22 protein-coding genes and 1 pseudogene are annotated in these 21,645 nt (G+C 71.3%); 12 read left to right on the forward strand and 11 right to left on the reverse strand.

Annotated features, from left to right (window positions below):
* Positions 1-38: 38 nt before the first annotated feature.
* Positions 39-422 carry a cupin domain-containing protein gene (locus Dsi01nite_RS16955; protein WP_203847106.1) on the forward strand — a complete coding sequence of 128 codons (384 nt, stop codon included), beginning with the start codon at positions 39-41 and terminating at the stop codon, positions 420-422.
* Positions 419-1,342 carry a phosphotransferase enzyme family protein gene (locus Dsi01nite_RS16960; protein ID WP_203847107.1) on the forward strand — a complete coding sequence of 308 codons (924 nt, stop codon included), beginning with the start codon at positions 419-421 and terminating at the stop codon, positions 1,340-1,342. The genes Dsi01nite_RS16955 and Dsi01nite_RS16960 overlap by 4 nt, the downstream gene beginning before the upstream one ends.
* Here Dsi01nite_RS16960 and Dsi01nite_RS16965 read toward each other — a convergent pair.
* Complete coding sequence (locus Dsi01nite_RS16965; RefSeq protein WP_239135944.1) at positions 1,314-2,201, reverse strand: LysR family transcriptional regulator; 888 nt, start codon at positions 2,199-2,201, stop codon at positions 1,314-1,316. The two genes, Dsi01nite_RS16960 and Dsi01nite_RS16965, sit on opposite strands and share 29 nt — an antisense overlap.
* A 65-nt stretch (positions 2,202-2,266) precedes the next feature.
* Here Dsi01nite_RS16965 and Dsi01nite_RS16970 point away from each other — a divergent pair, with 65 nt between their 5' ends.
* Positions 2,267-3,187, forward strand: a complete 921-nt coding sequence (locus tag Dsi01nite_RS16970) for an EamA family transporter (RefSeq protein ID WP_203847108.1) — start codon at positions 2,267-2,269, stop codon at positions 3,185-3,187.
* Here Dsi01nite_RS16970 and Dsi01nite_RS16975 read toward each other — a convergent pair.
* Together Dsi01nite_RS16975 and Dsi01nite_RS16980 are read right to left on the reverse strand one after the other, a co-directional pair.
* Entirely contained in the window at positions 3,068-4,249 is a 1,182-nt protein-coding gene (locus Dsi01nite_RS16975; protein WP_203847109.1) for an outer membrane protein assembly factor BamB family protein, read from the reverse strand. The genes Dsi01nite_RS16970 and Dsi01nite_RS16975 overlap by 120 nt on opposite strands.
* A 138-nt stretch (positions 4,250-4,387) precedes the next feature.
* Entirely contained in the window at positions 4,388-5,323 is a 936-nt protein-coding gene (locus Dsi01nite_RS16980; RefSeq protein WP_203847110.1) for a SecDF P1 head subdomain-containing protein, read from the reverse strand.
* 186 nt (positions 5,324-5,509) lie between these two features.
* Here Dsi01nite_RS16980 and Dsi01nite_RS16985 point away from each other — a divergent pair, with 186 nt between their 5' ends.
* Entirely contained in the window at positions 5,510-7,267 is a 1,758-nt protein-coding gene (locus Dsi01nite_RS16985) for a glycoside hydrolase family 76 protein (RefSeq protein ID WP_203847111.1), read from the forward strand.
* Between the two features lie 14 nt (positions 7,268-7,281).
* Here the strand turns inward: Dsi01nite_RS16985 and Dsi01nite_RS16990 are convergent, their stop codons facing one another.
* Entirely contained in the window at positions 7,282-7,800 is a 519-nt protein-coding gene (locus Dsi01nite_RS16990) for a hypothetical protein (protein WP_203847112.1), read from the reverse strand.
* A gap of 23 nt (positions 7,801-7,823) precedes the next feature.
* On the opposite strand from Dsi01nite_RS16990, the gene Dsi01nite_RS16995 reads away from it, so the two are divergent.
* The gene (locus Dsi01nite_RS16995) at positions 7,824-8,330 is read left to right on the forward strand and encodes an HIT family protein (protein ID WP_203847113.1); all 507 of its coding nucleotides are present in this window, start codon (positions 7,824-7,826) and stop codon (positions 8,328-8,330) included.
* A 68-nt stretch (positions 8,331-8,398) separates the two neighbouring features.
* Here the strand turns inward: Dsi01nite_RS16995 and Dsi01nite_RS17000 are convergent, their stop codons facing one another.
* From Dsi01nite_RS17000 to Dsi01nite_RS17010, 3 genes are all read right to left on the reverse strand, one after another.
* Positions 8,399-8,770: an SgcJ/EcaC family oxidoreductase gene (locus Dsi01nite_RS17000; RefSeq protein WP_203847114.1), complete on the reverse strand. Its 372-nt coding sequence runs from the start codon at positions 8,768-8,770 to the stop codon at positions 8,399-8,401.
* A gap of 834 nt (positions 8,771-9,604) precedes the next feature.
* On the reverse strand, positions 9,605-10,318 hold the full coding sequence (locus Dsi01nite_RS17005; protein WP_203847115.1) for an HD domain-containing protein: 714 nt from the start codon (positions 10,316-10,318) through the stop codon (positions 9,605-9,607).
* 60 nt (positions 10,319-10,378) lie between these two features.
* Entirely contained in the window at positions 10,379-10,732 is a 354-nt protein-coding gene (locus Dsi01nite_RS17010) for a hypothetical protein (RefSeq protein WP_203847154.1), read from the reverse strand.
* On the opposite strand from Dsi01nite_RS17010, the pseudogene Dsi01nite_RS17015 reads away from it, so the two are divergent.
* Positions 10,673-11,201, forward strand: a pseudogene (locus Dsi01nite_RS17015) (IS5 family transposase); the annotation flags it as partial. The gene Dsi01nite_RS17010 and the pseudogene Dsi01nite_RS17015 sit on opposite strands and share 60 nt — an antisense overlap.
* Before the next feature lie 256 nt (positions 11,202-11,457).
* Positions 11,458-12,387, forward strand: a complete 930-nt coding sequence (locus Dsi01nite_RS17020) for a zinc-binding dehydrogenase (protein ID WP_203847153.1) — start codon at positions 11,458-11,460, stop codon at positions 12,385-12,387.
* Here Dsi01nite_RS17020 and Dsi01nite_RS17025 read toward each other — a convergent pair.
* Positions 12,384-12,704 (reverse strand): winged helix-turn-helix transcriptional regulator, encoded by a 321-nt coding sequence (locus Dsi01nite_RS17025; RefSeq protein WP_203847116.1) that lies wholly within the window; start codon positions 12,702-12,704, stop codon positions 12,384-12,386. The genes Dsi01nite_RS17020 and Dsi01nite_RS17025 overlap by 4 nt on opposite strands.
* Positions 12,705-12,774: 70 nt before the next feature.
* On the opposite strand from Dsi01nite_RS17025, the gene Dsi01nite_RS17030 reads away from it, so the two are divergent.
* A complete protein-coding gene (locus tag Dsi01nite_RS17030) occupies positions 12,775-13,242 on the forward strand; it encodes a group II truncated hemoglobin (RefSeq protein ID WP_203847117.1) in 468 nt (155 codons plus the stop codon).
* A 34-nt stretch (positions 13,243-13,276) separates the two neighbouring features.
* On the forward strand, positions 13,277-15,175 hold the full coding sequence (locus Dsi01nite_RS17035; RefSeq protein ID WP_203847118.1) for an Hsp70 family protein: 1,899 nt from the start codon (positions 13,277-13,279) through the stop codon (positions 15,173-15,175).
* Between the two features lie 59 nt (positions 15,176-15,234).
* On the opposite strand, the gene Dsi01nite_RS17040 is transcribed toward Dsi01nite_RS17035, so the two are convergent.
* A complete protein-coding gene (locus Dsi01nite_RS17040) occupies positions 15,235-15,585 on the reverse strand; it encodes a hypothetical protein (protein ID WP_203847119.1) in 351 nt (116 codons plus the stop codon).
* A gap of 223 nt (positions 15,586-15,808) precedes the next feature.
* On the opposite strand from Dsi01nite_RS17040, the gene Dsi01nite_RS17045 reads away from it, so the two are divergent.
* Both Dsi01nite_RS17045 and Dsi01nite_RS17050 read left to right on the forward strand, forming a co-directional pair.
* Positions 15,809-16,153, forward strand: coding sequence for a hypothetical protein (locus tag Dsi01nite_RS17045; RefSeq protein WP_203847120.1), 345 nt, complete (start codon positions 15,809-15,811; stop codon positions 16,151-16,153).
* Positions 16,154-16,233: 80 nt separating this feature from the next.
* Entirely contained in the window at positions 16,234-16,695 is a 462-nt protein-coding gene (locus Dsi01nite_RS17050; RefSeq protein WP_203847121.1) for a hypothetical protein, read from the forward strand.
* Between the two features lie 316 nt (positions 16,696-17,011).
* Here Dsi01nite_RS17050 and Dsi01nite_RS17055 read toward each other — a convergent pair whose 3' ends face one another.
* A complete protein-coding gene (locus Dsi01nite_RS17055; protein WP_203847122.1) occupies positions 17,012-17,995 on the reverse strand; it encodes a Ppx/GppA phosphatase family protein in 984 nt (327 codons plus the stop codon).
* Positions 17,996-18,160: 165 nt separating this feature from the next.
* Positions 18,161-19,072, reverse strand: coding sequence for a phytanoyl-CoA dioxygenase family protein (locus Dsi01nite_RS17060; protein ID WP_203847123.1), 912 nt, complete (start codon positions 19,070-19,072; stop codon positions 18,161-18,163).
* Positions 19,073-19,342: 270 nt separating this feature from the next.
* Here Dsi01nite_RS17060 and Dsi01nite_RS17065 point away from each other — a divergent pair, with 270 nt between their 5' ends.
* Entirely contained in the window at positions 19,343-21,526 is a 2,184-nt protein-coding gene (locus Dsi01nite_RS17065; RefSeq protein WP_203847124.1) for a discoidin domain-containing protein, read from the forward strand.
* Positions 21,527-21,645 lie beyond the last annotated feature (119 nt).

A 21,645-nucleotide genomic window follows, 5' to 3' on the forward strand; every position in this document is an offset into this window, starting at 1 on the left:
ACAAGACACGCGTTCGTAGCAGCGCGCACGATGGTCCCATGCGACCGGTGAACCTGACCGAGGCCCTGGCCTCCTTCGACGACGTGTACAGCCCGCGGATCGTGGCCCGGGTCAACGACTACGACGTGCGCATCGCCCACACCCTGGGCGAACACGTCTGGCACGTGCACGAGCACACCGACGAGTTCTTCCTCGTCCTGGACGGCCGGTTCGACGTCGCGATCCGCGACGAGCACGGCGAACACACCGTGACCCTCAACCAGGGCGACACGTTCGTCGTGCCGCGCGGCGTCGAACACCGCCCGTCCTCGCCCGGCGGCGCGATCCTCATGTTCGAGCCGTCCGGCACCGTCACCACCGGCGACCGCCACGACGGCGCGGTGCCCGGCCACGTCGACAGCACCGCCGGCCACGACCTGTGAAGGAGCTCGCCGAGCGCGCCCGCGACGCCTACGGCTGGCAGGGCGACGTCGTCCTGACCGCCGGCCCGCGCGGCGCGCTCGGCCAGATCTGGCGGGTCAACGGCACCCTGGCCCTCAAGGAGCTGTTCCGCAACCCGCCCTCGGAGGCGGCGATCCGTGCCGAGCTACGGTTCTGCGCGTTGGCGTCGGCGGCGGGGGTACGCCTACCGCAAAGCCATCCCGACCGGGCCGGACGGTACCTGCACGAGACGCCCGACGGCACCTGGCTGCGGCTCTACGACTGGATCGACCTGAGCCCCGTGGACCCGGCCGCCGCGGCGACCCCGCACGACCTCGGCGCGCTGCTGGCCCGCCTGCACCGGTGCGCCCCGCGAGCGCGGCCCGACGGCGACACCTGGTATGAGGCCGTCCCAGCGGCCGAGCGGTGGCACGCGCACTCCGAACGCCTCGGATCCATCGAAGCCGCACTGCCGGACCTGTGCGCGGCGGTCACCCCGGCCGACCCCGCCGGCCTGCTCGTCTGCCACCGCGACCTGCACCCGGAGAACGTCCTCGCCGGCCCCGACGGCGGGCTCGTCGTGGTGGACTGGGACCTGCTCGGCCCCGCCGCGCCGGAGCGGGAGCTGGCCCGGTTCCTGTTCGACTGGTGCTGCGCCGGCCCGGCCCTGGACCTCGACGCCATGCACACCCTGTACACCACCTACATCCGCGAAGGCGGACCCGGCCGGCTCACCGGTCCCGCGGACTTCACCCTGCTGCTCGCGTCCCGGCTCAACTTCCTGCTGAAGCAGCTCGGGATCGCCCGCGACCCGGACGCCGACCCGCGGCACCGGGCGTGGGCCGAGCGCGAGATCGACGAGAGCCTGCGCATGCTGCCGACCGTCCAGCAGTTCACGGCGGTGCTGCGGCGCCTCGCGTGAGCAGGTCCAGCACGACGGCGAGCGGTGGCCAGGCGCGGCGGCCGAGCCGGGTCACCGCGAAGGCCCGCATCAGCACGTCGGGGCGGCGCAGGGGCACCAACGCCACACCGTCGATCGTGGGCTGGTCGGCGGGCAGCAGGCCGACGCCGAGGCCGGCGACGATCAGGTCCTGAATCAGATCGAGGCTGTCGGCGCGGTGCGTGATCCGCGGCGCGTAGCCGGCCATCGACGCGAGCGTGCGCACCACGTCCTCGTCCGCGGTGTTGCGCGAGTTCACCAGCCAGTGCGCATCCCGGAACGCCGCCATCACGTCACCATCCACAGTGGATCCGGTCGGGACACCGAGGCCCCACGGCGTGCTCCACAGTGGAGTCGCCTCGACCGTGTCGGGCAGGCCGGCCGGAGCGAGGTTGTAGTCGTAGGTGAGGCCGAGGTCGACCTCGTCGGCGGCGAGCAGCTGCAGGATCTCCGCCGGCTCGTGCTCGTGGATCAGGACCCGCAGCCCGGCGTGGCGGGCCGGCAGCGCCGCGACGATCGGCAGCAGCGACCGGCGGATCGCGGTCGCGAACCCGGCGACCCGCACCGTGCCGGCCGGCTCGGCGGACGGGTCCAGGTCCAGCCGCGCCGCCTCGACCGCGGCCAGGATCGTCACCGCGTGCCGGGCCAGCCGCCGCCCCGCCGGCGTCAGCCGGACCCGCCGCCCGTCCGGCTCCAGCAACGGCGTGCCGGCCTCCCTGGCGAGGACCGCGAGCTGCTGCGACACCGTCGACGTGGTGGTCCCGAGCTCGTCGGCGACCTCCCGCATCGACCCGAGCCGGGCCAGCTCCGCCAGGAACAGCAGCCGGTCATTGTTCAGCATTTGCGAACGGTACATCAGCAAATCTCACGTGGACGCGGACGGTTGCCGTGCCGTCTACTACGGGCATGTTCGCCGCGATCGCCTCGATGATCTGCATCCAGCTCGGGCTGGCCGCCTCCGTCGGCCTGTTCGACAGCGTCGGCCCGTCCGGCGCCGTCTGCCTGCGCCTCGCCTGCGCCGCGCTGCTCCTGCTCGCGCTGGTCCGGCCGCGACCGCGCGACTTCACCCGCGCCAGCCTCCTGGCCACCGCCGCCCTCGGCGTCGTCACCGCCTGCATGACACTGACGTTCATGGCCGCCGTCGCGCGGCTGCCGCTCGGGACCGCCAGCGCGCTGGAGTTCCTCGGCCCGCTCACGGTGGCGGCCGTGCGGGGGCGCCGCGCCACAGTGCTCTGGCCGGTCCTCGCCGGCGCCGGCGTCGTGCTGCTCACCGAACCCTGGCACGGCGGCACCGACCCGGCCGGCGTCGGGTTCGCCCTGGCCGCCGCCGCGTGCTGGGCCGGCTACATCCTGTTGACCCAGCACGTCGGCGATCGCGTCAGCGGCTACGCGGGCCTCGCCGTGTCCACCGCCGTCGCCGGAGTGGTCGCGTCGGCCGTCGCCGGCCCGTCGGTTGCCGCCGGCCTCACCTGGTCCGTGCTCGCCGCGGGGTTCGGCCTGGCCGTCCTGCTGGCCGTGGTGCCGTTCAGCCTGGAGATGTACGCCCTGCGCAAGCTCACCACCGCGGCCTTCGGCACGCTGATGAGCCTGGAACCGGCCGTCGCGCTGGTGGTCGGCGGGGTCCTGCTGCACCAGGCCCCGGGCCCACTGGCGGTGCTCGGCATGGCGCTGGTCGTCGCCGCGGGCGTGGGTGCCGCCCGCACCGGATCACGGGCCGTAGGCGCGCAGGGTCCCGCCGTCGGTGGTGTAGAGCCGCCCGCCGGAGACGACGACGTGCCCGGTCGCGCGGTCGAACCGGTCGGCCACGAGGTCGCCGTCGACCGGTGACAGGATCGCGGTGGGGCGCTGCTCAACGGTGACGTAGAGCAGCCCGCCCGCGCGGACCGGCTTGCCCGCCGTCGCGTTCAGGTGTCTCGTCCAGAGCGTCGTGCCCTTGTTCGCGTGGAACGCGGTCACCTCGTCGCCGGTGACCGCGTAGACCCGCCGCCCGTCGGTCGAGACCGCGTCCGCACCGTCCTCGTGCCGCCACAGGATCCCGCCGTTGCCCGCCCGGATCGCGGCCAGCCCGCTCTGGTCGCCCTGCCCGACGGGGTCCGGCACGGCGAGGAACGTGCTCCCGCTTGCCGCGAGGGGGGTCCACCGCGTCCTGCTGCGCCACACCGCCCTGCCGGCGTCGACGGTCACCGCGGTCGTGCCCTTCGCGTCGTGCAGCAACGCCCGGCCGCCCGCCGACACCGGCCCGGCGAGCGTGGCGCCGGTGCGGGTCCACCGCTTCGCACCGTCGAAGCCGTTGTACCCGATGACCGTGTCCTCGTTCGTCATCGTCGCCCACCCCGACGTCACGACCGTCCCCTCGTCCACGACCAGGTCGTTGACCGGCGGCTCCTGCACCACCTGCCACAGCCGCCGGCCGGACGCCGCGTCGAGCGCGTAGAGGTGCCCGTCCGGGTCGCTGTTGGCGTAGCACGACGACCCGGCGACGACGAGCATCCCGTCGCTGAACACGATCCGCCGGAAGTCCATGCTGTCGAGGATCTTCGCGTCCCGCCACACCTTCCTGCCGGTGCCCACGTCGAGCGCGGTGACGCCGTCGCCGTCCAGGACGTAGGCCAGCCCACCGACGACCAGCGGCGCCGGCAACGCGGGCGCGCACCCCTCGGCCCCGGGTTTCGGCGTGACGGACCAGCGCTGCTTGAGCTTCCCTACGTTGCCGGCGTTGACGATCCGCTCGGCCGGGTTGTATCCGCTGTTGCCGGCATCCACGCCGTCGTGCGTCCAGTCCCCGGGCCCCGCCCCGAACGGCGGCGACTCGGCGCTTGCCGGCGTGACGGCACCCCCGAGAACGGCAGCGATCGCGACGACGGCGATGCGCCGCAAGAACATGCCCATGACAAACTCCCTCCGGTCTGCACCGGGGGAGCGCTCGACGGGACGTGACTCTACCCGACTTTCCGCCAATGCCGGACAAATCCGGCACTCGCGCCGACCTTTCCGCCTACGAAAGGGTCACCCTGCGAAAGGGTCACCCTACGAGAGGGTCACCGGGAGTTCGCCGCCGCCGCCGAGCTGGGCGGCGAGCACGCGGGCCTGCGACTCGGTGAACATGCCGGTGACCTGGACGTCGCCCGGGATGACCCCGACCACCTGTGGCGCCGAGATGAGGACGTTGTCCAGGACGATCGCCAGGCGCCCCTGGGCGTCGGCGAGCGACTTCGACAGGTTGGTGAACTTCGCCTGGCCGTCCGGCTTGAACGACGCGGTGACGATCCACGTGCCCTGATCGGAGCGGGAGGCCTTCGCGGCGCTGATGTCCGCGCCGGTGACCGTCGCCGGATCCAGGAGCAGCTTCACCGGGCCCTCGCAGGCGACGACGGGTTCGCCGGCAACGTCGGCCGGGCGGGTGGCGAGCTGCTCGCAGCGGATCTCCGGGATCAGCAGCCGCATCCGGGCCGGCAGGGTGGCGACGTCCTGCGGCGGCAGTGCCGCGAACGCCGCGCGCACCGACGCGGGCAGCGCCTGCGCCTCCTGCTCGGTGGTGACCGCGGCCGCCGCCCGGTACGCCTCGCCGATCGTCGCCGCGACCGCCGGCGTCGACGTCGGCGCGGGCAGGGTCGTGGTGGCGGTGCCGGAACCGTCGGCGGCCGCCGCGACCCGCCGCAGGTGCAGGCGGCCGGGCCTGGTGAGGGCGCGGAGCTGCTCGGGTGTGGTGCCGCGGGCGCTGAGCACGAGCTGCCGGTCGGTGCGTGTCACCTTCGGGTCTGCGAGCCGGGCGGCCTGCATCCGGGCGAGCAGCATCGCCCGCGTCACCTCGAGGTCGCCCTCACTCGAGGCGGTCACCGTCAGCGTGGTCACCGGACCCCCGCCGACCCGGGAAAGCACCACCACGATTCCCGCGACCGCGATCGCCAGCACCGCCACCATCACCGCGACCAGCACGGCCATCTGCCGCCCCCGCAACGCCATGCGGCCACTGTACCGGCGTCGATCAATGCGCCCGCAGCCCCGCAGACATCGGTAAATATTGATAAAGACTGTTGACAGTTTGCGTCGGGAAATGTTTGCTGATGTCGAGTCCGTACGGCCCTTCCACCGCCATGGGGGCCGGTGGAACGGTGCCGCCGCCGACGTCCGAGTCATGAGGTGAGGACCATGCGCCGTGCCCTGATTCCCCTGCTGCTGCTCGCATTCGTGGTGCTGCCGGCGCCGGCCGCGCACGCCGCGACCGCCATCTGCGCCCTGTACTGCGACACCCGCGACCCGTCCCTCGCCCGCCAGGAGACGTTCCCGGTCCCCACCGTCACCGTCAACGGCCGGCGGCTGGTGCTGCACGTGTCCGATGTGGACGGTATGGCGTGGGGCAGCATCGACGCCGGCGTCCTCGGCGACTCGGTCTGGCTGGACCGGTCCTTCGACGGCGGCGCGAGCTGGGAGGGCCTGCTGGGCAAGGCGTCGATCCCCGGCAGCTGGACCGGCACCCGCACGCTCATGTACAACACCGGCGACCCGTCCCACCACCGCCGTGGCGTGATCCGCGCCTGCGGCGACGCGCGTGGCATCGCCTGCACCGCCTGGTCCCACCTGCCGTTGTGCGCGCCGACGTGTGACGGGGCTGCCGGGGGTACCGACGCCGAAGCCGTCAGAACGGTCGGACTGAACGGACGCACGTTCGGCCTGCACCTGGACGCCGCCGGCATGGCCTGGGGGACCGTCAGCGGCGGCCGCGCGGGCGACGAGATCTGGCTGGACCGCTCGTGGGACGCCGGCGCGACGTGGCCCGGCGGCTCGTCGCTCGGCCGCACCACGGCGACGCGCACGGCCAGGTACAACACCGCGGACCCCACGTCGCTGCTGTACGGCGGGGCCGTGCGCGCCTGCGGGCGGGCCGTGGAGGGCCAGAACGGCGCCTGCACCGCGTGGGCGCGCCCGTCGTCCAACCGCGCCGCGGCGATGGCCGACGCGCTCATGTACTCCTACGACCCGTACACCGCATGGTGGCCGTCGAGCTGGTGGAACTCCGCGGTCGCGCTGCGCACCGTCATCGACTACGTGTCCCGCACCGGCGACACCAGGCACCTGTGGGCGGTGCGGCGGACCTTCGACGTGAACCGGGTCGCGTTCCCCGCCGGCGCGCGCTCGTCCGACCCGATCGACGGGCACTTCATCAGCCGCTCGATCGACGACAGCGCCTGGTGGGGCCTGACCTGGGTGGCCGCCTACGACCTCACCGGCGACCGCGCGTACCTCGACGAGGCGGTCACCATCGCCTCCTACGTCAACGGCTTCTGGGACACGTCGACGTGCGGCGGCGGTGTGTGGTGGGACCGGGAACGCACGTACAAGAACGCGGTCACCATCGGCCTGTACGTGCGGCTCACCGCGGCCCTGCACAACCGCCTGCCGGGCGAGTCGACCTGGCTGCAGCGGGCCGTGACCGGCTGGAACTGGTTCACCGCCAGCGGCATGATCAACGCATCCGGCCTGGTCAACGACGGCCTCACCACCGGCTGCGCCAACAACGGCCAGACGGTGTGGAGCTACAACCAGGGCCTCGCGATCGGCGCGGCGACGGAGCTGTACCGCGCCACCGGCACCGCCACCTACCTCGACCGCGCGCGGTCTCTGGGCACGTCGGCCCTCGCCTCGCCGCTCGTGCGCTCCGGAGTGCTGACCGAGTCGTGCGACGTCGGCTCGTCCTCGTGCGACGACAACGCCAAGCAGTTCAAGGGGATCTTCATGGGCTACCTGGCGGAGGCGGGCGCGCAGTTCCAGTCGTTCCGTGCGGTGCAGGCGAATTCGGTGTGGGGAGTCCGCGACAGCCTCAACCGGGTGGGCTCCCGGTGGGCCTCGTCGTCTCCTTCCGATTGGCGCACCCAGGCGAGCGCGCTGTCCTGCGTGCTTACGGGCTGATCTGCCCTGCGTGCTTACGGGCTGATTCTGATCGAGTTCGGCAGATCGGAGGTGTCGGCCCAGCGGAAGGCGGTGGTGAGACCGCGCGGGTCCAGGTGCAGGGCGTTGAGGATGAGGCGATGCTGGAACTCGGCGTAGACGGGGCCGCTGCCCTCGAACTCGCCGCGCAACGCCCTGCCGAGCCGTCCCGAGTCGACCTCCCCGGTGCCGAACGGGGCGAGTCGTGCCGCGTCGTCCGGTGCCGGGCGGTCCGAGCGGTACCGGTGCACGAACCGGCCCTCCAGGTATGCCTCCAGCTGCAGCCAGTCGGAGTCCTCGACCACGTTGGCGAGGGTCGCCCAGCCGGTCCCCGCGCCGATCCGCTCGGCCAGGTCGCCGGGGTCGGCGAAGTCGAGCGCGCCCTCGCGCGGGATCACCGCGGTCCGGTTCGGCGCCGCGGGCAGCGCAATCGCGTCGACGCCGGCCGCCGTCAGCGCGTCGCAGACCGGCTCGATCGCGGCGGCCACGAGCAGCGTCTGGTAGCTCGTCCCCATGCCGTGACGGTACCGTGACAGCGATGGACGACTGGCGCAAAGACCGTATCCGGTCGGCACTGCGGGGACGCAACCCCACGGTGCTGGCGCGACTCTCGTCGGGTTTCGCCGTGATCGGCGACACGCAGTTCCTGCCGGGCTACTGTCTTCTGCTGTCCGACGACCCCTCCGCCGACCGCCTGGCGGACCTGCCGCGAGCCCGCCGCCTGGCGTTCCTGGCCGACCTGGACCTCATCGGCGAGGCGGTCCAGATCGTCTGCAAGCGGCACGACCCGCAGTTCCGGCGGGTCAACTACAGCGTCTTCGGCAACCTCGACCCGATCCTGCACGGGCACGTCCATCCGCGATACGACTGGGAGCCGCCGGAGCTGCTCCGCGGCCCGGTCAGTCACTACCCGGCGACCGCGCGGATGGTGCCCCTGGGCCCGGGCCACGACCAGCTCCGCGCCGACCTCGCCACGGAGATCGTGCGGCTCAGCGCCGACTACGACGAGCTCGCCCGGGTCCCGGAGGACTTCCCGGGGCTTTAGGCGTCTTTGGCTTGGCGTCTGTGGCTTGGCGTCTTTGGCTTGGCGTCTTTGGCTTGGCGTCTTTGGCCTCAGGCGTTGACGACCGGGGTGTTCTGGCAGGCGGTGAGGAGCCAGCGGCCGTCCTCCTTGGCCATCACGTAGACGGGGCTGCCCTCGGCGGTGCCGTCGGGGCCGGTCGTCGTCTGGCGCACCCGGACCGCGGCGACGTCCGGGCGGATGAACAGCACGTCCAGCGGCTCGTACGTGACCGTCGTGCCCCGCATCGCACCGGGCAGCACCGTGGCGGTGAACGCCGCGATCTCGGCCCGTCCGGTCAGGCGCCTTCCGTGTCCCGTCGTCCAGATCGCGTCCTGCCGGAACAGCGCGACGAACTCCTCCACCGATTCCCGCTGCTGCGCGTCCTGCACCCGGGCGACCACGTCACGAATCTCTGCGTCCATGGTGGACAGCGTCAGACCTCAACACCGCTTCAAGTCAAGGTGCGCACCGGTGGTGCGGCGCTCGTCACATGACCCCGCGCGGACTGGACGCCGGCGTGTGCGACCTCGAGCCTTGAGGTGGAGCGCCTACCGGGGGGAGGCGGGCACGTGCCACGACCATACTTTTCGTTGGAAGCACCGGATGCCGGGTCGATCGCGGCGGACGGGTCGATCGACCAGCGTGCGCGGCTCGCGGCGCGGACCGCTGACTGGCAGCGCAGGCGCGAGGAGCGGTTGCGGGTCAGGGCGGAGTTCGCGGAGGCCCGTGCGCACGGGCTGGTGGCTCGGCACGCGGTGAAGCTGGCCCGGATCCGTGCCGTGAGGGCGGGTGCGCTGGCCGGTGCGGTCGTTCAGGGGGCGACGGCGGCTGGCGGGCCGGCGGTGAGTGCCACGGCGTCCGCGGCCGCTCGGCCGGCGGTGGGTGCCACGGCGTCCGCGGCCGCTCGGCCGGCGGCGGTGGATGACCGGCGGGTGCCGGCACGAGGTCGGCCGCCATCCGCTGGACGTTCGAAGCCCGTGGCACCTCGGCTGGTGGCCGCGCCTATGCCGGTTTCATCGGTGCCGGTTCCGTCTGCGCCGGTTGGTCCGGTAATGACGTCCGTGCCTGTCCCGGTTCCGTCTGCGCCGGTTGGGCCTGCGGGGATGGCCGCGCCTGCGCCGGGTCGGTCTGTGCCGGTTCGTCCGGAGTCTGCCGAGGTCGCTGCTCGCCGGGCTACGGTCGTGGGCGGCCCGGTGGGGCTGGTGGGGCGGGGGCCTGCCGGCTCGTCGCTCGCGGCAGGCCCGATGCGCGGGCGCTCAGCGGGCCGGGTCGAGGATTGCGGCGAACCGTTCCTCAGCGAGGTCCAGCTGGCGGAAGATGTGCTGCTTCACCAGACGGGACAGCGGCGTGTCCGGCCGGGCGACCAGCTCGCGCAGCACCGGCACCAGCGGGCGGTATTTCGCCGCCGACTTGGCGACCTTCGGGCCGGTCGTGTGGATGACGCCGACGCCGTTGTCGGTGAAGTCGGAGACCTTGAGCACCCGCGCCCACGGTTCGCGTTCGAGGCTCTCCCGGACGTGCTGCCGATACTGTTCGTGCTTGTCCAGGTCCGGGTCGTAGACCGGGTTGGTGACCGCCTCGACGAGCTGGGCCGTGCGGGCGCCGAAACGGACGGCGAGCACCGCGAGGGCGTCCTCCGCCGTGGCGCCCGGCGTGCCGGCCAGCTCGTCGGGGTGGTCCTCAACGGTGTCGTGCAGCACCGCAGCGGCGATGACGTCGACGTCGCTGACCTCGTAATGGTGCATGACACGGATCGCGACCCGCAGCAGGTGGTTCACGTAGGGCTCCCGGACCCGCCGGTCGTCCCGGTGCAGCCGCGCGGCCAGCTCCAGGGCGTCGGCCAGGCGCTCCCGCTCGTCGGCGGCGAAACGCTGGATCTCCAGGCGGTACCGCTCGCGCAGCCCGTCCTCTCCGTACACCTCGGTGATCGCGTGCATCGGCATCGTCGCGAGATACGGCGGATAGTCCATGGTAAACATATATCGGATCAAGGTAACTTCCCGGCGTGACTCCTCTGACGTCTGAAGACGTCAGCTTCTCTGTGCGCTCAGGCGCGCAGAAGGCCAGCCCGGCCCTGAGAGCATTTGTCGCGCCGACCACGTCGGCGTGCCGGCAAAGCCGCAGGCGACATTGGCGAAGTCCGCTTGGGTGACGCGGTTCTGCTGTGCGCAGTGCCCTGCAGTCCATGCAGGTGTCGCAACGATCACGCTGCCGGCGCCGGCATGGTCCAGCCGCTGGCGGCGGACCTTGCCGTGCAGCGCCACGACCCGCTCCCACGTCGCACGCCGCAGGTTCGAGCCGCGACGTTTGCGGGCGAGGTCGCGTTGCGTGGCGGCCAGCCGTTCGTCGTTGCGCCGGCCGTGGCACGGGCGCGCCATCTGCACCCGTGGAAGACGTGTCATGAGCGGTTGCGGCGGTGGACCGTTGACGGGACCTGGGAGCGGATTCTGGCCCGGCGCAGGTGCATGACGACGGCCAGCCGGTGGAGTGGGTGATCAGCGTGGGCTCCTCGATCGTGCGGGCGCACCAGCATTCGGCCGGGGCCCGTAAAAGGGGGACACACCGGCGTCGGGCGCGGCGGCGGGCCGCTGGTTGGTACGCAGGACGGTGAGGCGATCGGCCGGTCCCGGGGGCGGGCTGAGCACGAAGATCCACCTGGTGGTCGATGGGCGGGGGCGTCCGTTGTCGATCCTGCTCACCGAGGGCCAGGCCGGCGACAATCCGCAGCTCCTCGCCTTGCTGGACCGCATCGCGGTCAACACCCCCGGTCCGGGTGCGCCCCGCAAACGGCCGGACGTGCTGATCGCGGACAAGGGCTACGCCCACGCCTCCACGCGCCGGGTGCTGCGGCGCCTGGTCCTGATCGCTGCCGTTCATGTGGCTCCCATGATCGGCAGGACAGGACCTGGTCGAGGCGACGCAACGTGGCCCGCTGGGAGGAGAACGACCAGCGGCGGCGTTCTTCAAGGGCGGCAGCTGCTGCCGGACGAGCGGGACGGTTCCTGGCCTGCGTGACCTGGCCTTGCAGGCGGCCGCGCCGGGCCTCCACCGGTAAGTCTGGGTGCGCTCTTGACCTCAACCCTGGTTGAGGTCGGAGACTTGTCCGGTGATGCGAGCTGTGTGGTGGCGTGCGGTCGGACCCCCGTCGGTGCTGGAGCTGGGCGAGGCGCCCGAGCCGGTCCCCGGCCCGGATGAAGTGCTGATCCGGGTGGAGGCCGCCGGGATCACGTTCATCGAGACGCAGACCAGGGCCGGTCGGGCCCCGAAGGCAGGTGCGGTCCCGCCGGCCGTGCTCGGCAACGGGGTCGGCGGGACCGTCGCCGGCGTCGGTGCGGGCGGCGACCCGGCGCTGATCGGCCGGACGGTGGTGGCGAGCCTGAACGGCACCGGTGGATACGCCGAGCTGGCCGTCGCGGCCGCCCGCAACGTGGTGCTGGTGCCCGACGGTGTGTCGACGCTGGACGCGACCGCGCTGCTCGCCGACGGCCGGACCGCGCTCGGGCTGCACGAGCTCGCCGCACCGCAACCGGGGGAGACGGTGCTCGTCGAGGCGGCGGCGGGCGGCGTCGGCAGCCTCCTGGTCCAGCTGGCACGAAATGCCGGCGCCCGTGTCGTCGGTGCCGCGTCCGGCGAGCGGAAGCTCCAGCTGATCCGCGACCTCGGCGCCGAGGCGGTCGACTACACCGTGCCCGGCTGGACCGACCCGGTGAAGGGCTTCGACGTCGTGTACGACGGCGTCGGCGGCACCATCGGCCGCGAGGCGCTCGCCGCGACGGTCGCCGGTGGCCGGTTCGTCGTGCACGGTGCGGCGGGTGGCCCGCCCACGCAGACCGGCGAGGGCGTGACGGGCTTCGGCTTCCCGGACCTGATGCGGATCGGCCAGCGGGCGCCGGAGCTCGCCGCGAAGGCCCTGCAGGCGGCGGCGGAGGGCCGGCTGCGGCCGGTCATCGGTCAGACGTTTCCGCTGGACCGTGCCGCCGACGCGCACGCCGCCATCGAGGCCCGCGGGACCCTGGGCAAGACGCTGCTGATCGTCTAGGAGGCGGCATCTGAGAGACGGGCCGCGCCCCAGTCGTACAACGCCTGCAGGACCGGCGCGAGGCTCAAACCCTCCTCGGTGAGCGAATACGAGACGTGCGGCGGGACCGTGCCGTGGTCGTGCCGGGCGACCAGGCCGTCCGCCTCGAGCTCCCGCAGTCGCTGGACCAGCATCTTCTCGCTGACGTGCGGCATGCGGCGGCGCAGTTCGCCGTACCGGTGCGCGCCCTCCTTGAGGTGCGCGAGAATCACGGGGCGCCAGCGTCCACCGATCACGTCGACGGCGAGCTCGACCGGGCAGTGGTAGCGCTTCTCCATCGTGCCGACCCCCTACTTACCGGACGGTGCGTACTTGATCACCAACCGCACGGTGTGGTCGGCTGTTCCCATGGACAAGCAGCAACCGCCGACGTTGTACGAGTGGGCCGGCGGCACCGAGGCGCTGGTCAAGCTCACCGAGGCGTTCTACCGCGAGGTCCCGAAGGACGAACTGCTCGGGCCGGTGTTCGCACACATGCACCCGCAGCACGCCCGGCACGTCGCGGTGTGGCTGGCCGAGGTGTTCGGCGGCCCGGCGACGTACACGCAGGAGCACGGCGGATACCCGTACATGCTGAGCCAACACCTGAACAAGGGCATCACCGAACCACAACGCCGCCGGTGGGTGAACATGATGCTGGACGCCGCCGACGAGGTCGGGCTGCCCGGCGACCCCGAGTTCCGGGCCGCGTTCGTGAGTTACCTGGAGTGGGGGACGAGGCTCGCGCGGGAGAACTCGCAGCCGGGGGCCGACCCGCCCAAGGAGGCACCGGTCCCGCGCTGGGGCTGGGGTGTGGCACCGCCGTACCAACCATGAGACAACGGGTGTGTCGGACATTTAACCTGAAAGCGTGGGAGGCTATCAGCTGAGCGTCGACTTCGGCACCTCGAGCACCGTCGCGGTGCTCGCGGGGCCGGACGGCGAGCACCATCCGCTGCTGTTCGACGGCGAGGAGTTCCTGCCGTCCGCGACCTGCCTGGACAACGCGCCGCACCTGCTCGTCGGCCGCGACGCCCTCATCCTCGGCCAGGCTCACCCGGACCGGCTCGCCGCGTATCCGAAACGCGCCGTCGACCGCGGCGCCGTCGTCCTCGGCGGCGTCGAGTGTCCCGTCGGCGACCTGTACGCGGCCGTCTTCGCCCGCGTCGCCGCCGAGGCCCGTCGCGTCGCCGGCGAGCCGATGAGCACGGTGACCCTCACCCACCCGGCCTGCTGGGACCGCCGCCGGCAGGCCACGCTCACCCGCGCCGCCGCGAAGGTCGGCCTCGGCCCTACCAGGCTCGTCGCCGAACCGGTCGCGGCCGCACGTCACCTGCTGGACTCGGGAACCCTGGAGGTCGACGACGGCGCCGCCCTCATCGTGTACGACCTCGGCGCCGGCTCCTTCGACGCCGCCGTCGTGCGCCGCTCGGGCCCGACCTTCGACCTGCTCGCCCAGCGGGGCCTGCCCGACGCCGGCGGCCTCGACCTCGACACGGCGATCGCCGCCCACCTCGGCAACCTGCTCGCCGACGACACCATCCGCTGGGAGCGCCTCGCCCGCCCGCAGTCCGTCGAGGACCGCCGAGCCGCCCGCCGCCTGCTCGACGAGATCCGCGCCGGCAAGGAACTGCTGTCCGCGGCGGCCTCCACCACGATCCGGGTGCCGCTGTTCGACGAGGCGGTCCCGCTGTCCCGCGCCGACCTGGAGCGGATCGCCCGCCCGCTGCTGGACCGGACGGTCAGTGCGACCGTCGCCGCGGTCGCGGAGGCCGGCGTCACCCGGGCCGAGGTCGCGGGCGTGCTGCTCATCGGCGGATCTTCGCGGATTCCCCTGGTGGCTCGGGTACTGCGTGAGGCGCTGGGCGTGGAGCCGACCGCGATCCAGCGCCCGAAACTGGCGGTCGCCGACGGCTGCCTCCCGGTCCGCCCCCGCAACCAGGCCCGCCGCCCCCGCCGCCCCGAGCCGGGGCCGACGCAACCAGACGCTGCAACCGATGTGGATGCCCCGCCTTCGCCGGCGTCCGGGCCCCATCCGCCCGCCCCCGGTGTGCGCGGGCCCGCCGCCCCAGAGTCGCCCGCGTCCGAGGTACCACCGTTCAGGCCGGCCTCGTTCGGCCCGGCGCCCGGCGCGACGAGGACCGCCGCGCCGCCGCCACGGCACTGGCCGGAGCCCCCGGTCGTCGAGCCGGTCGACGTCCTGGTGGAGCACCCGCCGTCGCTGCTCGACCGCCTCCGGCGACGTTCCCGTCCCCGGCCGCCAGCAGCTTCGGTCCCGCACGAGGCCGCTTCGGTCCCGCACCAGGCCGCTTCGGTCCCGCACCAGGCCGCTTCGGTCCCGCACCAGGCCGTGAAAGCGTCCCGGTCCAGGGCCGCCCGCGTGGTGAAGGTCGCGGCCGGCACGATGGCCGGATCCGCAGTGGCCCTGGCGGCGGGCGTCTGGGTCGGCTTCGCCGTGGCCCCGTCGGAGTCGTTCTCCACGATCCAGGTCGGCCAGTGCGTCCGCCAGGACGGCGCCGAGGCCCGCCGAGTCGACTGCGCCGAGGCGGACGCGTACACCGTCACCGCCAGGGTGTACCCGGCCGGCTCCTGCCCGGATCCGGCCCAGCCCTACGCGATGCAGGAGCTGACCCAGCTGTGCCTCGCCCCCGCGGCCAGGAAGCCCGTAGGCCCATTGCCCGCGAGCTCTTTGCCGGCGGGTTCGGGGTCGGTCGACTCAGGGTCGGCTGCCCCGAAGCCCGCCCCCTCGACCCGCCGCTTCGGCCCCTGACCCCGTCGGCCCCCCAGCGCCTGTGACGGTGGATGCCGTACCCGTCCTGTCTCACATCGTCATGGCTGCTCGTCCGGCGCTTCGTCTTCTCGGCTGGTGTGTGGGTTCGGATATGACTTCAGGTCCTTATGGACTAGGGCAGTGAATTGTTTGGCGTGTACGACCAGATTGTCGAGAAATCCGCTGACGTTTCGAAGGTTGACCTGATCAGGGGTATCTGGTCTGTAGAACTCAAGAATCGACGAGAAGTTGGTCGTAAGCTCATCGTATTTATCGAATATTTCGATTGAACCATACATCCGCAGTGCGGCTTCGTGCTGCGACTCCAGATACACAGATGGTTTGTCCGACGTCGCACGCAGAGTATCGCCGACCGCATACGTGCGAAAGATCCCGTCGTAGCCGAACACGAGCCGCGTCCAGCGGATTCATGTCTGCATGTGCTCGAACGCGACGGTATATGCCTCGGAGCGGCGGCTGTCGTGCAGTTCCGCCAGATGCAGGTCGAGCCGTCCCCGCTGCTCCAGGCGGGCTATCCACCGCTGCGTCTCGGAGCCGACCCGCGCACTGTCGCGGCCCCCGGCTACTGCTTGGACACCGCCAACAACGTGGTCCGGGCAGTCGTCCTGGCCGATGTCGCTGAGCCTGATGCCGGCGATCGGTTGGGCGAGCTGTGCCGGACTTCAGGCGATCGCGTACGGAGTCCGGGCGCAGGAACGCATTCAGAAGGACGGTTGGCGCGGGTCGGCCCGCGAGAACGTGAAGGATGGTGCCTGGACCGCCGTGACACTCGGTATGGGTCAGTCCCTTCGGCTCGCCAAGTTCACCAGTATCAACAAGTGGTGGGGAACCGGGCCCGTCCTAAGGGGGCACACCCAGGCCGGCTGGCACGCCAAGGTCTATGAGAACGCGGCGAAACTGCCGAACTACGCATACCTTGCTTGGCACAAGCGCGACCGTATCAAACAGTACTTGTGACAGTATGACCAATGTGGGATCGGAAGGCCTTTCCGATCCCACATTGGTCGCAAACTGTCACCGGACCCATCGAGGATTGAATGACGCACACATGGCGGTCATGGGGCAACACCGGCGGTTTTGTGCTCATCACCTTTGTCGGCATAGTCTTGACGCTGTCGATGATGACGGTAACTGCGTCGCCTATCGTGATCACTCTGCTGGCCCTCGTCGCCGCAGCCTTACTGGTGGCGGTCTGGCGGATCGCAAGGATGACGGTGCAGGCCGGCCGCGACGGCATCCTCGTCCGGGGATTCTGGCGCCGTCGACGATTCGAATGGCGCGAGATTGACAATATTCAACTGGAGGTGGTCGACGAGAAACTGTTTGTGAACATCTATGCGCCGGTATTGCATCTGGTGGGGAAAACCGAGTGGGAACCGTTGCGGCAGCTCTCGACGTACAGCACGGTGGGTCGCGCGCCGCGCAGTAAGGCCGGCCGGGTGACCGCCGAGCTCCGAAAGCTGCACGAACAGTTCAGACTGCCTGGACCCAGCACCTGAGCTGAGAGCACGGCACCGATCGTCGTTCCGGCAACGGTGCCAACTACCGCGATCCACGCAGCATCCATACGCTCATCTAACCCAACGACGTACGCCGACAACAGGGGTGCTGAACGGCGCCATCTGCCTGCGCTGCGGGACCGCGACCAGATGTTCCGATTCGGGCCGTCGTGGATGCACCAGCTGAACAGTTGCAAAGCCGCAAACCCGGGCATTGGCCAACGTCTGTCGCGAGTGCGTCCCGGTCCGCCGATTGTTGGTGCTCGGTGGTTGGCCGCGATCGGTGTTGGCGCGTCGAATGCGGCGCCGGCGGTTGTCAGGGGGTTGACAGCTCCGTGATGCGGCGCAGGAGGAGGCCTTCGCGCAGGGCCCACGGGCAGACGTCGACGTGGGTGATGTCGAGGGCCTCCATCATGGCGGCGGCGATGATCGCGCCGGCGAGGAGTTGGCGGGAGCGGCTGGCGGCGACGCCCGGCAGCTCGGCGCGTTCCTCGGGGCGCATCGCGGCGAGGCGCGGGATCCAGTCGCGGAGGCCGGCGAGGGTGAGCCGGCCGTCGGCGCCGGCGACGCGGGCGAGTTGCTTGAACGTCTTGGACGTGGCGATGGGGCGAGCGGTGCCGCCCGGCCGGGCGTAGCCGTCGAGTGCGGTGCCGCCCCCGCGCGCAGCGCCATCCCCGCGGGCAAAGCCGCCCTTGTGGGTGTAGCCGTCGACGCGGGCGGCGTGTGCGCGCACGGAGCGCAGGACGTGCCGGTGGACGGCGGCGACGTCGCGGGGGCGGGCCGGGTGGCAGGGCAGCATCGTGCGGGTGATGCGGGCCGCGCCGAGCGGCAGGGACACCGCGACGTCGGGCAGCTCGCCGGTGCCGGCCGCGATCTCGGCCGTCGCGCCGCCGATGTCGAGCAGGAGCACCGGTCCGGCGGAGCGGTCGAGCCAGCGGCGGACGGCGAGGAACGTGACGCGGGCCTCGTCCTCGCCGCTGAGGGAGCGCAGCTCGATGCCGGCGGCCTCGCGGACGCGGTGGCGGATCTCCTCGACGTTGGTCGCGTCGCGGATCGTGGCGGTGGCGAGGGGGATGAGGTCGGTGACGGCGTGCCGGCGGGACGCGTCGACGGTTTCGGTGACGGCGGACACGAGCCGGTCGACCGCGTCGTCGGACAGTGCCCCGTCGTCGTCGACGGAGTCGGCGAGCAGGGTCGGCGCCTTGAGGCGGAACACCGACTGCGGCGGGCCTCCGGGACGTGCGTCCACGACGTGCAGGTGCGCGGCGTTGGACCCCACATCGAGCACGGCCAGTCGCATCAGCACCCCTCCAACCCGTGACGCTCCGTAGCTACCTGAGCATTCTCCCACTGAAACGTTGCGGTTTCGGTCCCGTCGACAGTCGGATCGGTTGCACGAGACCGACGACACACGGGGACGCGGTGCCGGGCCGTCCATAGTGGACGGCCCGGAACGCAGGCGCGGTCAGCCCTTCGGGGCCTCGAAGACGAGCATCGCGTCCGCCGGCGGGTCACCGTAGATGGAGCGGACCGTGGGCTCGTCGAAGCGGGACTCGTCGGCGACGTTGACGAAGTCGCGGATCGCGGTGCCCGAGCAGTACGTGTCGGCCAGCGGTGCGCCGCGTCCGGCCACGACGTCGGGGACGTGCACGGTGCGGAAGTCGACGCTGTAGCGGGCCAGGCCCGAGGTGTTCGGCGTGGACCGGTGCAGCTGGGCGCCGGAGAACAGCAGGACCTGGCCGGGTGCGGGCAGCACCACCAGCTCGTTGGGCGGGTTGTGGTCGGTCGCGCCGGGGCGGACCTGGGCCTCCTGCTTGACCGACGCGGCGGTGGTGAGCCGGCCGACGTTGTTGCGGTAGTAGTCGAAGTCGCCGGAGTTGTTGTCGACGGGCCGGTTGAAGCGGTCCAGGTCGAAGGACATCGCGTTGTCGTCGCGGGCCGGGAAGATCGGCAGCCACCAGTTGAGCTGCTGGTTCGGCGCCGAGTACCACACGTCGCGGTGCCACGGGAACGCGAAGGCCACCCCGGTCGTGAGGTGCCCGACGGGGAACGACGTGCGGGGCTTCGGCACGTCGAAGTGGGTCTCCTCGGCGGTGAACCCGGCCTCTTCGATGATGTTGCGGACCAGCTTCTTGGACCGCTCGTCGTGGATGAACCGCGGTTTCCACGGGCCGAGCAGCGCGGCCATGGCGGTCGGCTCGTAGTGCTCGTGGGCGTGCTCGGGGTCGTGCGGAGCGAACAGCTCGGTCAGTTGCTGCCGGGCGTGGTCGACGAACTTCGCGACCGAGGGCAGCTTCGTCATCACCAGGAGGTGACCGTCGTAGAGGCGTTGGCGGAGCACCTCGGGCGGTGCCTGCAGGTCGACGTGAACGGCCATCTGTCTTTCCTCCCCGGAGAAATATTCGCTGGTGAGCCTAGGCATCCCGGGAGTTCGACGACACCCGGGTCCCCAGTTGCGTGCCGGGTTCGTCAGCTTTCCGACTGAACCGGCGGGGGCCCCTCGGGTGATCGGCCGACCCGATTCCCTCAAATCGAACCCACAAGATCGAACATGGCAAATGGATGGCAAACGATTGCCGCGCGGAGAGCCCGGTCATTACCGTCCGAGGCACATGTCCCGACCCCGCCAATGAGGGAGATGCTCCAAATGCACCATGCCCCCGTTACCAGGGCGCTGCTGAGCGCGGTACTGCTGCTCGGCGGCACCGTCGCCGTCCTCGGTGCCACCGCCGGCGCCGCGCAGGCCGCCTGCGGCACCACCAACGTCGCGCTCAACAAGCCGGCCACGTCCTCCTCCAACGAGAACGGCAGCCTGACCCCCAACAAGGCGGTCGACGGCAACGTCAACACCCGCTGGTCCAGCGCCTTCAGCGACCCCCAGTGGCTGCAGGTCGACCTCGGCGCCGCCACCGACGTCTGCCAGGTCGTCATCACCTGGCAGACCTCCTACGCCAAGGCGTTCAGCGTCGAGGTCTCGCCGACCGGCGCGGCCGGCAGCTGGACGTCGATCTACTCCACCACCACGAGCACCGGCGGCACCCAGACGCTCAACGTCAGCGGCACCGGCCGCTACCTGCGCGTCTACGGCACCCAGCGGGCGAACGGCTACGGATACTCCATCAAGGAGCTGGCCGTCTACAGCGGCACGCCCACCGAGCCGCCGGTCTGCACCAACCCGCCGGCGTCCGGCGCGCTGCCGCCCACGTTCATCGTGTTCGACCCGTCCATGTCGGCGGCCAGCATCCAGAGCCAGGTCAACACGGTCTTCGCGCAGCAGGAGGCCAACCAGTTCGGTGCGCAGCGATACGTCCTGGCGTTCAAGCCCGGCACGTACAGCGGCATCAACGTCAACACGGGGTTCTACACCTCGGTCATCGGCCTCGGTCGCAACCCCGACGACGTCGTCATCAACGGTGACGTCACCGTGGACGCGGGCTGGTTCGGCGGCAACGCGACGCAGAACTTCTGGCGGTCGATCGAGAACCTGTCGATCGTGCCGAGCGTCGCCAACAACGGTGACCGCTGGGCCGTCGCGCAGGCCGCGCCGATGCGGCGGGTGCACATCCGGGGCAAGCTCAACCTCGCCCCCAACGGCTACGGCTGGGCCAGTGGCGGCTACATCGCCGACAGCAAGATCGACGGCAGCGTCGGCCCGTACTCGCAGCAGCAGTGGTACACCCGGGACAGCTCGATCGGCAGCTGGGTCAACGGCGTGTGGAACATGGTGTTCTCCGGCGTGCAGGGCGCACCGGCCAACAGTTTCCCCAGCCCGCCCTACACCGTCGTCGGATCCACCCCGGTCATCCGGGACAAGCCGTACCTCTACCTGGACGGCAGCACATACCGGGTGTTCGTCCCGAATCTGCGCACGAACGCCGTCGGCACCACCTGGTCCGGCGGTTCCACCCCCGGCTCGTCGATCCCGCTGTCGGACTTCTTCGTCGTGACACCGGGTACCGGCGCCGCCACGATCAACCAGGCCCTCGCCTGTGGCAAGCACCTGTTCTTCGCCCCGGGCGTCTATCACCTCAACCAGACGCTGAACGTCACCAACCCGAACACCGTGATCCTGGGTGAGGGGTACCCGACGCTGATCCCGGACAACGGGGTCAACGCGATGACCGTCGCCGACGTCGACGGCGTGAAGGTCGCGGGCCTGCTCTTCGACGCGGGCACGGTCAACTCGGACACGCTGCTCACGATCGGTGCGGCCGGCTCGGCCGCGGGTCACGCGGCGAACCCGACGACGGTCCAGGACGTGTTCTTCCGCATCGGCGGCGCCGGGCCCGGCAAGGCGACCAACAGCCTGGTCGTCAACTCCAACAACACGATCATCGACCACATCTGGGCGTGGCGCGCCGACCACGGCGCCGGCGTCGGCTGGACCGTCAACACCGCCGACACCGGACTGATCGTCAACGGCAACAACGTCTCGGCCTACGGGCTGTTCGTCGAGCACTACCAGAAGGACGAGGTGATCTGGAACGGTCAGGGCGGCCGGACCATCTTCTTCCAGAACGAGATGCCCTACGACCCGCCGAGCCAGTCCGCCTGGCGCACCGGGGCGCGTGGGTACGCGGCGTACAAGGTGGCCGACACCGTCACGACGCACGAGGCGTGGGGGATGGGCAGCTACTGCAACTTCACCGCGGACCCGTCGATCGTCGCCGAGCACGGCTTCGAGACCCCGGTGACGGCCGGCGTGAAGTTCCACGACCTGCTCACCGTCTCACTCGGCGGCAAGGGCACGATCGCGCACGTCATCAACACCACCGGCGGTCCCGCGCAGGGCACCAACACGGTTCCCGTGTATCTGGTCGCCTTCCCGTAGAAGACAACGAAGCACGCGCCGCCGACCGGAAACGGGCGGCGGCGTGTGCCGTTTTCGTTAACAACGTTTGACAGCCGTGAGATATCGACGTACAACTCTGTGAGAGCGCTCTCAGCCTG

This window comes from Dactylosporangium siamense, from assembly GCF_016862795.1.
Taxonomy (GTDB): Bacteria; Actinomycetota; Actinomycetes; order Mycobacteriales; family Micromonosporaceae; genus Dactylosporangium; species Dactylosporangium siamense.

Bases quoted from the DNA above. Each gene is read 5' to 3' on its own strand.
- Dsi01nite_RS16955 (WP_203847106.1), top strand. From the start codon at position 39: ATGCGACCGGTGAACCTGACCGAGGCCCTGGCCTCCTTCGACGACGTG.
- Dsi01nite_RS16965 (WP_239135944.1), bottom strand. From the start codon at position 2,201: ATGCTGAACAATGACCGGCTGCTGTTCCTGGCGGAGCTGGCCCGGCTC.
- Dsi01nite_RS16970 (WP_203847108.1), top strand. From the start codon at position 2,267: ATGTTCGCCGCGATCGCCTCGATGATCTGCATCCAGCTCGGGCTGGCC.
- Dsi01nite_RS16975 (WP_203847109.1), bottom strand. From the start codon at position 4,249: ATGGGCATGTTCTTGCGGCGCATCGCCGTCGTCGCGATCGCTGCCGTT.
- Dsi01nite_RS16980 (WP_203847110.1), bottom strand. From the start codon at position 5,323: ATGGCGTTGCGGGGGCGGCAGATGGCCGTGCTGGTCGCGGTGATGGTG.
- Dsi01nite_RS16985 (WP_203847111.1), top strand. From the start codon at position 5,510: ATGCGCCGTGCCCTGATTCCCCTGCTGCTGCTCGCATTCGTGGTGCTG.
- Dsi01nite_RS16990 (WP_203847112.1), bottom strand. From the start codon at position 7,800: ATGGGGACGAGCTACCAGACGCTGCTCGTGGCCGCCGCGATCGAGCCG.
- Dsi01nite_RS16995 (WP_203847113.1), top strand. From the start codon at position 7,824: ATGGACGACTGGCGCAAAGACCGTATCCGGTCGGCACTGCGGGGACGC.
- Dsi01nite_RS17000 (WP_203847114.1), bottom strand. From the start codon at position 8,770: ATGGACGCAGAGATTCGTGACGTGGTCGCCCGGGTGCAGGACGCGCAG.
- Dsi01nite_RS17005 (WP_203847115.1), bottom strand. From the start codon at position 10,318: ATGGACTATCCGCCGTATCTCGCGACGATGCCGATGCACGCGATCACC.
- Dsi01nite_RS17020 (WP_203847153.1), top strand. From the start codon at position 11,458: ATGCGAGCTGTGTGGTGGCGTGCGGTCGGACCCCCGTCGGTGCTGGAG.
- Dsi01nite_RS17025 (WP_203847116.1), bottom strand. From the start codon at position 12,704: ATGGAGAAGCGCTACCACTGCCCGGTCGAGCTCGCCGTCGACGTGATC.
- Dsi01nite_RS17030 (WP_203847117.1), top strand. From the start codon at position 12,775: ATGGACAAGCAGCAACCGCCGACGTTGTACGAGTGGGCCGGCGGCACC.
- Dsi01nite_RS17045 (WP_203847120.1), top strand. From the start codon at position 15,809: ATGTCGCTGAGCCTGATGCCGGCGATCGGTTGGGCGAGCTGTGCCGGA.
- Dsi01nite_RS17050 (WP_203847121.1), top strand. From the start codon at position 16,234: ATGACGCACACATGGCGGTCATGGGGCAACACCGGCGGTTTTGTGCTC.
- Dsi01nite_RS17055 (WP_203847122.1), bottom strand. From the start codon at position 17,995: ATGCGACTGGCCGTGCTCGATGTGGGGTCCAACGCCGCGCACCTGCAC.
- Dsi01nite_RS17060 (WP_203847123.1), bottom strand. From the start codon at position 19,072: ATGGCCGTTCACGTCGACCTGCAGGCACCGCCCGAGGTGCTCCGCCAA.
- Dsi01nite_RS17065 (WP_203847124.1), top strand. From the start codon at position 19,343: ATGCACCATGCCCCCGTTACCAGGGCGCTGCTGAGCGCGGTACTGCTG.